Origin of the sequence: Streptomyces prunicolor (assembly GCF_045162825.1) — a bacterium.
Taxonomy (GTDB): Bacteria; Actinomycetota; Actinomycetes; order Streptomycetales; family Streptomycetaceae; genus Streptomyces; species Streptomyces prunicolor.
The window spans coordinates 5,401,608-5,413,855 of the sequence record NZ_CP108676.1; the positions used below are offsets into that span (position 1 = coordinate 5,401,608).

The following is a 12,248-nucleotide window of genomic DNA, read 5'->3' on the forward strand; positions in this document are numbered from 1 at the left end:
CGGGCGCTCAGTGGGGTGCCTGCCACACCACCGTCGTACCGCCGCCGTCCACGCCGATGCCCGGCCCGTACCAGCTGTCGCCGCCCAGGGATTCGGCCCGGCGCTTGAGGTTCTTCAGGCCGCTGCGCCGACCGCCCGCCGGGATGCCGACCCCGTCGTCCGCGACGGTGAGCCGTACGCCGGGCCGGCCGTCCGGCAGGGTCGCGGTCGCATCGACGACGACCTCGATGCGCGCCGCCGCCGCGTGCCGGAACGCGTTGGAGAGGGCCTCGCGCAGGGCCGCGATGAGGTTCTTGCCGGTGAGGTCGCCGACCGTCGTGTCGACCACGCCGACGAAACGGTGCCCGGGCTGGAAACCGAGCGGCACGGCCGCCGTGTTGATCTCCCGAAGCACCCGCGTGCGCAGTCCGGAGGGCGCCTCGGCGGGGCCCTGCTGGAGCGCGAAGATCGCGGTGCGGATCTCCTGGATGGTGACGTCGAGTTCGTCGACGGCGTTGCCCACACCGCGCCGCACCTCGGGGACGAGCGACCCGCGCTGGGCGCTCTCCAGCAGCATCCCGGTGGCGAACAGCCGCTGGATGACCAGGTCGTGCAGGTCACGGGCGATCCGGTCGCGGTCCTCGTACACCGCGAGCCGTTCCCGGTCGCGCTGCGCCTCGGCCATCATCAGCGCGAGCGCGGCCTGCGAGGCGAACTGGATCGCGAGCGTGCGCTCGTCCTCCCTGAACGGCCGCTCGCCCCGCGCGCGAGGTGTGACCAGGGCCCCCATGACACGCCCGCCGCTCTGCAGGGGCAGCGCCATGATCGGCCCGTACGCCCGCGCGAGGGCGCTGAGCATCCGGGGATCGGTGGCCGCGTCCGCCACGAACACCGGCCGTCCGTCGAGGAGTTGCGCGACGATCTCGCTGTCCGGCGCGACGACCCTGCCGAGCTGGTCCGACGGCTGATCCGAGGACACGGCGACGATCTCCATGCCGCCCTCGGCGGCGGGCAGCAGCACGATCCCGGCCGCCGAACCGGAGAGCCGGCGGGCCCGTTCCGCGACGACCTGCAGCGCGTCCTCGGCGTCCCCGCCGGACAACAGGGCGGTCGTGACGGCCACCGACCCGTCGATCCACCGCTCGCGCTGCTTGGCGGCCTCGTACAGCCGGGCGTTCCCGATGGCGATGCCCGCCTCGGTCGCCAGCACCCGGACCATGTTGACGTCGTAGTCGTTGAAGGGGTCCCCGCCGCGTTTCTCGCCCAGATAGAGGTTCCCGAAGACCTCCCCCGAGACGCGAATGGGAACTCCGAGAAAGCCACGCATCCGCGGATGGTGCTCGGGGAATCCCCAGGACCGCGGGTCCTCGGTCACATCCGCCAGCCGCACCGGCTCCGACTCCCGGATGAGCGCGCCGAGCAGCCCTTTGTGCCCGTCGGGAAACCGCCCGATGCGCCGCGCGGTCCCCGCGTCGACCCCGTGGAAGACGAAGTCGGCGAGCGCGTCGCCGTCCTCGTCGACGACACCGATCCCCGCGTAGCGGGCGTCCGTCAGCGTGGCCGCCGCCTCACAGATCCGCTCCAGCGTGGAGTGCAGTTCGAGCCCGCTCCCCACGGACCGCATCGCCTCCAGCAACTGCGGCACGCGGGCGGCCAGTTCGGCCGAGAGTCCCGGGGTGGGCGGCGGCGGGGGACCGGGACGCGCGGCGGCTGACATACACCGAGCCTAATTAGTCCCGTTTGTCACGGAAAGTCGAGAGGCTCGGCCCGCAGACTCCTACCCAGCCGCCACCAACAACTCCGACTCCGCCTCCCGCTCCGCCATCCCCCGCAACGGCCCCTCCACCGAGGCCAGTCCGGCGTACGGACCCCGCTGCACCACACGCCCCTCGTCCAGCACGATCACCTCGTCCACGTCCTCCAGGCCCGCCAGCCGGTGCGTGATGAGCAGTGTCGTACGGCCTTCCGTGGCGGCCAAGAGGTCGGCGGTGAGCGCGTCGGCGGTGGCCAGGTCCAGGTGTTCGGCGGGCTCGTCGAGCACGAGGACCGGGAAGTCGGCGAGCAGCGCACGGGCGAGCGCCAGCCGCTGCCGCTGCCCGCCGGACAGCCGCGCCCCGTGCTCACCGACGAGGGTGTCCAGCCCCTCCGGCAGCCCGTCGGCCCAGTCGAGCAGCCGGGCCCGCGCCAGCGCGGCCCGCAGTTCGTCCTCGGTCGCGTCCTTCTTCGCGAGGAGCAGGTTCTCGCGCACCGAGCTGTCGAAGAGGTGCGCGTCCTGGGCACACAGCCCGACGAGCCGCCGTACGTCGTCGCCGTCCAGGGCGTACGCGTCCACACCGGCCAGCGTGTACGAGCCGGCGTCCGCGTCGAGGAAGCGCAGCAACACCTGCGCCAGCGTCGTCTTGCCGGACCCGGAGGTGCCGACCACGGCGACCCGGCGCCCCTGCTCCAACGTCAGGTCGAGCCCGGCGAGCGCGTCCCGGTCCTGGCCGGAGTGCCGGGCCGCCAGTCCCTGTACGACGAGCGGGAAGGGTGTCGCGGGCGCCTGGCGGGGCCGCTCCGGTTCCCGTACGGGCTCCGGGGCGTCCAGCACCTCGTACACGCGCTCGGCGCTCTTGCGGACCCGCTGCCGGTACTGCACGGCAAGGGGCAGTCCGAGGACGGCCTCGAAAGCGGCGAGCGGGGTGAGGACGACGACGGCCGTCAACACGCCGCTCAGTCGTCCCGCTGCGACGGCCTGGGCGGCCACGAGTCCGGTGGCTGCGACGGTCAGGCCCGAGATCAGTGCGGTGAGACCGTCGCCGAGGGCGGTGGCGGTGGCGGCTCGGGAGGCGATCCGGGTGAGTGTGCCGTCGGCCCGCCTGGCCTCCGCCGTACGGGCAGGCAGCGCGCCGGCAACCGTCAACTCGGCCGTTCCGGTGAGCAGTTCGGTCACGCGGGTGGCGAGCACCCCGCGAGCGGGAGCAAGCCGCCGTTCGGCACGGCGGGCCACGGCGCCGGTGACGAGAGGGACGCCGACGCCGGCCGCGAGGAGACCGACCGCGAGGGCGGCACCGGCCTCGGGCAGCAGCCAGGCGGTGAAGCCGATCGTCGCCGCGGAGACGGTGACCGCGACCCCGGCGGGCAGCAGCCAGCGCAGCCAGTAGTCCTGGAGCGCGTCCACGTCGGCGACGAGCCGGGACAGCAGGTCACCGCGCCGGGTGTCGCGCAGCCCGGCGGGCGCCAGCCGTTCAAGGCGCCGGTAGACGGCGACCCGGGTGTCGGCCAGCATCCGCAGCACCGCGTCGTGCGACACGAGCCGCTCCGCGTACCGGAACACGGCCCGCCCGATCCCGAAGGCCCGCGTCGCCGTCACGGCCACCATCAGGTACAGCACGGGCGGCTGCTGCGAGGCCCGCGAGATCAACCACCCCGAGGTGCCCATGAGTCCGATGGCACTGCCCAGCGCGAGACTTCCGAGCAGCAGCGCCAGGGCGAGGCGTCCGCGTCGGGCACCGGACATGGCGCGGACCCGGGAGAGGACGCCACCCGCGTGCGCGGCGAGCCGCGTCTCGGGCTCGTCGGAAGCTACGAAATTCACCAGCGCCTCCGACGAGGCCGGCCTCGGATCGGCGAGCGTCGGCGTGGCCTCCGCGTGCATCGCGGCCACGCCCTCCGTCGCCCGCACCACCCGGTCGGCCACCGCCAGCAGGGCCGGCCGGTGCACCACGAGCAGCACGGTCCGCCCGACCGCCAACCGCCGTACCGCCTCGACCACTTCGGCCTCGGTCGCTCCGTCCAGCGCGGCGGTCGGTTCATCGAGGAGCAGCACCGGCCGGTCGGCGAGAAAGGCCCGGGCGAGCGCGAGCCGTTGCCGCTGCCCGGCGGACAGCCCGGCCCCGTCCTCGCCGAGCACGCTCCCGATGCCCTCGGGCAGCGCGTCCACGAAGTCCAGGGCCCCGGCATCGGCCAACGCCCGCCGTACGGCGGTGTCGTCGGCGTCGGGCCGGGCGAGCCGTACGTTCTCGGCGATCGTCCCGGCGTACAGCTGCGGGCGCTGCGGCACCCAGGCGATCCGCGACCGCCACCGCTCCAGGTCGACGTCGGTGAGATCGACTCCCCCGACGGACAACCGGCCCTCGGCGGGCCGGACGAACCCCAACAGGGCGTTCAGCACAGTGGACTTGCCGGAGCCGCTAGGTCCGACGAGGGCGACCGTCTCTCCGGGTTCCACGGCGAAGGAGACGTCCGACACGGCGTCTGCGGACCGGCCGGGGTACCGGACCGTCACGCCCTCGAAGGCCAGGGCGTCGGAAGGGACTTCGGCGGTGCCTGTAGCCGGTACCGGTGTCTCCAGTACCGAGAAAATCTCTTCGGCCGCCGCGAGTCCCTCCGCCGCCGCGTGGTACTGCGCGCCCACCTGACGCAGCGGCAGGTACGCCTCGGGGGCCAGGACGAGGACGACGAGACCGATGTAGAGGTCCATGTCGCCGTGGACGAGCCGCATGCCGATCGTCACGGCGACCAGGGCCACGGAGAGGGTGGCGAGCAGTTCCAGGGCGAAGGAGGAGACGAAGGCGATCCGCAGGGTCCGCATGGTCGCCTGCCGGTATTCGCCGGTGATGCGCCGGATCGAGTCGGCCTGCGCCTTGGCCCGGCCGAACACCTTCAGGGTCGGCAGCCCCGCGACCACGTCCAGGAAGTGCCCGGAGAGCCGGGAGAGCAACTGCCACTGCCGGTCCATCCGGGACTGCGTGGCCCAGCCGATCATCACCATGAAGAGCGGGATGAGCGGCAGCGTGCCAACGATGATCGCCGCTGAGACCCAGTCCTCGGTGACGATCCGGGCCAGCACCGCCACCGGGACGACGATCGCGAGGCCCAACTGCGGGAGATAGCGCGAGAAGTAGTCGTCGAGGGCGTCGACACCCCGAGTGGCGAGGGCGACCAGCGAACCCGTCCGCTGCCCGCTCAGCCAGCCGGGTCCCAGCTCCACGGAACGTTCCAGCAACCGTCCCCGCAGCTCCGACTTCACGGCGGCGCTGGCTCGGTGAGCGGCGAGTTCGGTGAGCCAGGAGACAAGGGCGCGGCCGACGGCGACCGACGCCAACAGCAGCAGGGGAGTGCCGAGTTCACCGACGGACATCCGGTGCTGGAAGGCACCGACCACGACCTCCGCGATGAGCATCGCCTGCGCGATGACCAGCAGCGCCCCAACGGCACCCAGGGCGACGACCGCCATCAGGAAGAGGCGGGTGGCACGGGCGTAGCGGAGCAGACGTGGGTCGATCGGTTTCACGTGAAACACACCCTCTTCTCAAGGGGCATGTTTCACGTGAAACATGCCCCAAGTCGGACGCAGTGCTCGGACTAAGAGCGGGTACTCAGTGCGCGGCTTCGGCGATGTGCTGTGTGCCGATCCGCTTGCGGAACACCCAGTAGGTCCAGCCCTGGTAGAGCAGCACGATCGGCGTGGCGATCCCCGCACACCAGGTCATGATCCTCAGGGTGTACGGGCTCGACGAGGCGTTGGTGACCGTGAGGCTCCAGTCCGGGTTGAGCGAGGAGGGCATGACGTTCGGGAAGAGCGACAGGAAGAGCATCGCGACGGCGGCCACGATGGTGACCCCGGAGAACGCGAACGACCAGCCCTCACGCCCGAGTTGGATCGCCCCCAGCGCCGCGACCAGTGCGACGACGGCCACGACCAACGCGACCAGACTCTTGCCATCGCCGCTGTCGACCTGGGTCCAGATCAGGAACGCCAGCGCCAACAGGGCGGTGACGAGCCCGACTTGAAGGGCGAGCTTCCGCGCCCTCACCCGGATGTCCCCGACCGTCTTGAGCGCCGTGAACACCGCGCCGTGGAAGGTGAAGAGGGTCAGGGTGACCAGGCCGCCGAGGATGGCGTACGGGTTGAGCAGGTCCCAGAAGTTACCGGCGTACTCGAAGTTCTTGTCGATCTTCACGCCCCGCACGATGTTGCCGAAGGCCACGCCCCACAGGAACGCGGGGAGCAGCGAGGTCCAGAAGATCGCCGTCTCCCAGTTGCGTTGCCAGTTCTCCTCGGGCCGCTTCGCCCGGTACTCGAAGGCGACGCCCCGGACGATCAGGCAGACCAGGATGATCAGCAGGGCGAGGTAGAAGCCGGAGAAGAGGGTGGCGTACCACTCGGGGAAGGCGGCGAAGGTCGCGCCGCCGGCCGAGAGGAGCCAGACCTCGTTTCCGTCCCAGACCGGGCCGATCGTGTTGATCAGCACCCGCTTCTCGGTGCGGTTCCGGGCGAGCAGCTTGGTGAGGATGCCGACCCCGAAGTCGAAGCCCTCCAGGAAGAAGTAGCCGGTCCACAGGACGGCGATGAGGACGAACCAGACGTCGTGCAGTTCCATGACAGTTGCAGCTCCCTCGGCCTAGTACGAGAAGGCCATCGGCTTGTCGGCGTCCTGGGAGTCGCCGCCGATCTTCGTGGGCGGGTTGAGGTCGGCCTCGGTGAGTTCGGGCGGGCCGGCCTTGACGTACTTCGCGAGCAGCTTGACCTCGATGACGGCGAGGACGGCGTAGAGCGAGGTGAAGACGATCATCGAGGTGAGGACCTCGCCCTGGGAGACGCTGGGGGAGACCGCGTCGCGGGTCTGGAAGAGGCCGTAGACGACCCAGGGCTGGCGGCCCATCTCGGTGAAGATCCAGCCCCAGGAGTTGGCGATGAGGGGGAAGCCGAGGGTCCAGATGGACACCAGCCAGTAGAGCTTGGTGAGTTTCGGGCCGAGGGCCTTCTTCTTGAAGAGGACGACGTTCGGCACTTCGTCCTCGGCGACCCGCAGGTGCTGGGGCAGCATGAACTTCTTGCGGGTCAGCCAGAGTCCGGCCAGGCCGATGGCGAAGGACGCCATCCCGAAGCCGATCATCCAGCGGAACGCCCAGAAGGTGACGGGGATGATGGGCCGGTAGTCGCCGGGGCCGTACTTGGCCTGCTCGGCCTTGTTGGTGTCGTTGATGCCGGGGACGTAGGAGCTGAAGTCGTCGTCGGCGAGGAAGGACAGTATCCCGGGGATGGACAGCTCGACGCTGTTGTGGCCCTTGCTGACGTCGCCGTAGGCGAAGATCGAGAACGGCGCGGAGTCCTGGCCGTCCCACAGGGCCTCGGCGGCGGCCATCTTCATGGGCTGCTGCTTGAACATGACCTTGCCGAGGGTGTCACCGCTGACGGCGGTGAGCAGGCCGGCGATGGCGACGGTGATCAGGCCCAGCCGCAGCGAGGTCTTCATCACCGAGATGTGCTTCTTGCGGAACAGGTGGAAGGCCGCGATGCCGACCATGAACGCGCCGCCGGTCAGGAAGGACGCGGAGAGCGTGTGGAACGCCTGCGCGAGGGCGGTGTTCTGGGTCAACACGTGCCAGAAGTCGGTGAGTTCGGCACGGCCCTTCGCCTTGTTGATCCGGTAGCCGACGGGGTGCTGCATCCACGAGTTGGCCGCGAGGATGAAGTACGCCGACAGGATCGTGCCGATCGAGACCATCCAGATGCAGGCCAGGTGGATCCGCTTGGGCAGCTTGTCCCAGCCGAAGATCCACAGCCCGATGAAGGTGGACTCGAAGAAGAACGCGATCAGCGCCTCGAAGGCGAGCGGAGCCCCGAAGATGTCACCGACGAACCGCGAGTAGGTGGACCAGTTCATGCCGAACTGGAACTCCTGCACGATGCCCGTGACGACGCCCATGGCGATGTTGATCAGGAAGAGCTTGCCCCAGAACTTGGTGGCCCTGAGGTACTTCTCCTTCTCCGTGCGCACCCACGCGGTCTGCAGCCCGGCCGTGAGAGCGGCGAGCGAGATCGTCAGGGGAATGAACAGGAAGTGGTAGACGGTGGTGATGCCGAACTGCCATCGCGCCAGTGTCTCCGGCGCCAGAGCCAATTCCACGTCGTCAGTCTCCTTACGTCGCCGTGGTACAGCGGCAGTTTGCCCCTTTTGTCACACGCATCATGGGACGAACCGGGACACGCTTGTGAACGCGTTCACATTCACAAGCTATTATGACGTACAGATTTTCGGCAGCGGAAGGGGGGTCCCGTTCGGAAGCCCAGTACGGAGGGGGGTCCCCCTGAGGCAACCCCCCTGACGTCACTCGTTACGAACCCTCACATCGGCAGGCGTGACGAACCACACCGCCGACGAACGCCGGAGCGGTTCCGTGGCGACAGCTAGAGCTCCTTGCGGAACCCCTCCGCCACCTTCAGGAAGATGTCGTTGCCCTCGGTCTCCCCGATCGTGATCCGCACGCCCTCGCCCGCGAACGGCCGCACCACCACGCCCGCCTGGTCGCAGGCCGCCGCGAAGTCCAGCGTGCGCTCCCCCAGCCGTAGCCACACGAAGTTGGCCTGGGTCTCCGGGACCGTCCAGCCCTGGGCGCGCAGCGTGTCGGCCACGCGGGTGCGCTCGCCGACCAACGAGCCGACGCGGCCGAGCAGTTCGTCCTCGGCGCGCAGCGAGGCGATCGCCGCGTCCTGCGCGAGCTGGCTCACACCGAAGGGCACCGCCGTCTTGCGCAGCGCCGCCGCCACCGGCTCGTGGGCGATCGCGAAACCGACCCGCAGCCCGGCGAGGCCGTACGCCTTGGAGAAGGTGCGCAGGACGCAGACGTTCGGGCGGTCGCGGTAGAGCTGGACGCCGTCCGGCACGTCCATGTCGCGGATGAACTCCCGGTACGCCTCGTCCAGTACGACGAGCACATCGCCGGGCACCCGGTCCAGGAAGCGCTCCAGCTCGGCCCGGCGTACGACCGTGCCCGTGGGGTTGTTGGGGTTGCAGACGAAGATCAGCCGGGTCCGGTCGGTGATGGCGTCGGCCATCGCGTCCAGGTCGTGCACATCACCCGGGGTCAGCGGCACCTGCACCGGCGTGGCACCGCTGATCCGCGTGATGATCGGGTACGCCTCGAAGGAGCGCCAGGCGTACATGACCTCGTCGCCGGGGCCGGCGGTCGCCTGGATCAACTGCTGGGCGACGCCGACCGAGCCGGTGCCGGTAGCCAGGTGGGAGAGCGGGACGCCGAACCGTTCCGCCAGCTCGTTCATCAGGCCGGTGCACGCCATGTCGGGGTACCGGTTGAAGTTCAGGGCCGCCGCGGTGACGCTCTCCATGACGCCGGGGAGCGGGGGGTACGGGTTCTCGTTGGAGGACAGCTTGTAGGCCACCGGACCGTCCGCCGAGGCAGGCTTGCCCGGCTTGTAGGTGGGGATACCCTCCAGCTCGGCGCGCAGCTTCGGGCTCGTCTCGCTCACCGCAGTCCTCCTTGTGACCACCACCGGCACCACCGGCTATCAATACTGCTCACCTTATGAGGATTCGGGGGCGGGGCGTACAGGTCCAGCCCGGGTGAGCGGTCGCCGAGGTTCACGTGAGCAGCTTCCGGGTGCCGGTCATGCGTCTGTCGGGGTCGCCCCACGCGTCACATCCGCATCAGGGGCAACACCGTACGAAGGCGCACGAACCGGGGGCGCGCTGTACATATATCTATGCGCTGGTAGCTCACGCCGTGGCGCGCATCCCTCGTACAGGTGAGTTGAGACCTCTTCGAAACATGGGGGGCTTGGCAGGCCCATGCGCGCCGACAAGTCACGTAATGCCATTGCATCGTTTAACTGACTTTGTTTCTAAGGTAGTTGACCCCTTCTGACCTTGCAGAAACGTGCCTGTCAACGCGTGCATATGCGTCCGCACTACCCCACCGCATGAGCCCTACTATCGGCTCGCCATGACAGCAGCAGGGAAGCACCAGGTGAGCCGCGCGGAAACCTCTCGTCGAGGAAGCCGGCCGGGCCGGGCGGGAATCAGAGACGTGGCCGCCGCGGCCGGAGTCTCCATCACGACCGTCTCCGACGCCCTCAACGGCAAGGGCCGGCTCCCGGACGCCACCCGACGCCATGTCCGCGAAGTCGCCGACCGGCTGGGCTATCGGCCCTCAGCGGCGGCTCGCACACTCCGTACCGGCAAGTCGGGCCTCATCGGCCTGACCGTGACGACGTACGGGGATGAACCTTTCACCTTCACCGAGTTCGCGTACTTCGCCGAGATGGCGCGCGCCGCCACCTCGGCCGCGCTCGCCCGCGGCTACGCCCTCGTGATCCTCCCGGCGACCTCGCGCCACGACGTGTGGTCGAACGTCGCCCTGGACGGCACGGTCGTCATCGACCCGTCCGACCAGGACCCGGTGGTCAGCGAGCTGGTCCGGCAGGGTTTACCGGTCGTCTCCGACGGCCGCCCGGCCGGCTCGCTCCCGGTGACCGCCTGGGTCGACAACGATCACGAGGCCGCGGTCCTGGGCATCCTGGACCACCTGGCCGACGCCGGCGCCCGCCGGATCGGCCTGCTCACGGGCACGAGCACGGACACGTACACGCACCTCTCGACCACGGCGTACCTCCGGTGGTGTGAGCGGGTGGGCCAGGATCCGGTGTACGAGTCCTATCCGGCGCACGATCCGTGCGCGGGAGCCGTCGCCGCCGACCGATTGCTCGCCCGGCCCGACCGGCCCGACGCGGTCTACGGCCTGTTCGACCCCAACGGCACGGATCTGCTGGCGGCGGCGCGGCGCTACGGGATGCGGGTGCCGGAGGATCTGCTGCTCGTGTGTTGCAGCGAGTCCACGGTGTACGCGAACACCGAGCCGCCGGTCACGACGCTGTCGCTGAAGCCGCGGCGGATCGGTACGGCGGTGGTGCAGCTCCTCATCGACGCGATCGAGGGGGTTGAGTCCGACCTGCCGATCGAGCAGGTGATACCGACGGAGCTGATCGTGCGGACGTCGTCCCAGCGGCGTCCGCCTCGGACGACGGTGAGTCCGCCTCGGTCGCCTGAGGGGAAGTAGGCGCGGGGGCCCCGGGGGGTGGCCGGGGGCGAGGGGCGTTGCCGGTCACCTCTTTCCCCTCCGGCGGGTGCGGGGTCGTTGCCGGTGCGCTTTCTCCCCTGGGGCGGGTGCGGGGTGGGGGTGTCCGGGCTCGGCTGGGTGCCCGGGGCGGGCCAAGGTGGGCCGGGTTCGCTCGGGGTGCCATGACGCGGTTGGCGCGATGCCGAGCGGGCTCCGGGGTGGGTGGCCGACGGGGCGGTGTCCGGACTCCCACCGGGGGCCGCGGTCGGGCGGGTGCCGTGGTCGGGGTCGGGATGGGGTTTCCTCCGGGTATCCGTGAGGTTCGGTGCCGGGGCGCCCGTCCGGTACGACCCTTAGGGTCGGCCTGCGTCGAGACTCCCCCGGGTGACCGTCAGGCACGGAACGGTGTTGGGGCTCACCTCGATCGACCGCCGGCGGCAGGAACCGTGCCAGGACTTCCGTCGGGCATGGTCGCGGGCGAGGCGGTGCTCGGACTCCCACCGGGTACCGCGGTCCGGCGGAGCAGGGCGCGGACTTACGTCCTCTTCCCGTGGGGGCCGGTCCGTGTTGGGGCTCACGCCAGGGTCCGTGGTGAGCGGAACGGTGCCCGAACTCCCGCCCACCGCCCCGGTTCCGGCCCAGGCCGGGCTCTGCGCACGCGCCGGGGGCCACGAGCGCGGCCGGGGCAGTGCCGCCAGGCCCCATGGGGGTGGCGGGGGTGGTAGGGGGGCCTGGGGACTCTCCTCGGCCCGCAGCGCGTGCAGGCCCCCCTCAGACGCCCGTTGCGGGCCGACGCCGGCGCCGGGACTCCCACTCGGCACCGGGGTCGGCAGGACGAGCGGGGGGCCCGGCACCACCCCGGGGGGGGAGCGACCGGCGCCGGGCCCACCCGGGCGATCAGCACCGGCGCCGGCGCCGCACAGAGCGGACTACGGAACGGCACCCTCGCGGGGCAGGAGCGCACCGTGAGGGGCCGGAGCGACCGACACCAGACCAGGCACGGCAGTCACCGGCCCCGACCCGGAACAGGCACCTGGCACCCCCGTACCCGCCACCCCGTACCCGCCACCCCGCACCCCGCACCCCGCCACCCCGCCACCCCGCCACCCACGCACCCACGCACCCACGCACCCACGCACCCACGCCAAGGCAACCAACCAAGCAACCAACATCGCTACCGAAGTGACCGCCCGACACCACCCCCCGGACGGTCAGCCCACACCCACCCCGAACAGCCGGTCCACCCCAGCCCACCCAGGCGCCCCACCCCAGCCGCCCCACCCACCGGCGAATTCCAGCCGCCCTCACGGCGCGAACCGACCCCCGTCAAGCAGACGGCGAGTGGGCGAAGCCCGGCCCAATCGGGGCGAAAGCCGCGGTGAAGCGGGGTCCTGCTCCGATTCAGCACCCCTGGGTCATCACATGGC

The 12,248-nt window shown here is 70.7% G+C and carries 6 protein-coding genes; 1 reads left to right on the plus strand and 5 read right to left on the minus strand.

The features are described from left to right. Positions 1–7: 7 nt before the first annotated feature. The 5 genes from OG588_RS24795 to hisC form a co-directional block, all read right to left on the minus strand. Entirely contained in the window at positions 8–1,696 is a 1,689-nt protein-coding gene (locus OG588_RS24795; RefSeq protein WP_405949213.1) for a GAF domain-containing sensor histidine kinase, read from the minus strand. Positions 1,697–1,756: 60 nt separating this feature from the next. Beyond that, entirely contained in the window at positions 1,757–5,254 is a 3,498-nt protein-coding gene (gene cydD, locus OG588_RS24800; protein ID WP_405949214.1) for a thiol reductant ABC exporter subunit CydD, read from the minus strand. An 85-nt stretch (positions 5,255–5,339) separates the two neighbouring features. Further along, positions 5,340–6,344, minus strand: a complete 1,005-nt coding sequence (cydB, locus tag OG588_RS24805) for a cytochrome d ubiquinol oxidase subunit II (RefSeq protein ID WP_405949215.1) — start codon at positions 6,342–6,344, stop codon at positions 5,340–5,342. A gap of 21 nt (positions 6,345–6,365) precedes the next feature. Next, a complete protein-coding gene (locus OG588_RS24810; protein WP_405949216.1) occupies positions 6,366–7,874 on the minus strand; it encodes a cytochrome ubiquinol oxidase subunit I in 1,509 nt (502 codons plus the stop codon). Between the two features lie 281 nt (positions 7,875–8,155). Continuing rightward, entirely contained in the window at positions 8,156–9,235 is a 1,080-nt protein-coding gene (gene hisC / locus OG588_RS24815; RefSeq protein WP_405949217.1) for a histidinol-phosphate transaminase, read from the minus strand. Between the two features lie 473 nt (positions 9,236–9,708). Between hisC and OG588_RS24820 the strand changes: the two genes are divergently transcribed. Next, the gene (locus OG588_RS24820) at positions 9,709–10,821 is read left to right on the plus strand and encodes a LacI family DNA-binding transcriptional regulator (RefSeq protein ID WP_078622773.1); all 1,113 of its coding nucleotides are present in this window, start codon (positions 9,709–9,711) and stop codon (positions 10,819–10,821) included. The last annotated feature ends 1,427 nt before the right edge of the window (positions 10,822–12,248 follow it).

Excerpts from the sequence above, each read along its gene's own strand:
- OG588_RS24795 (WP_405949213.1), bottom strand. The coding sequence starts at position 1,696 with ATGTCAGCCGCCGCGCGTCCCGGTCCCCCGCCGCCGCCCACCCCGGGA.
- cydB (WP_405949215.1), bottom strand. The coding sequence starts at position 6,344 with ATGGAACTGCACGACGTCTGGTTCGTCCTCATCGCCGTCCTGTGGACC.
- OG588_RS24820 (WP_078622773.1), top strand. The coding sequence starts at position 9,709 with ATGACAGCAGCAGGGAAGCACCAGGTGAGCCGCGCGGAAACCTCTCGT.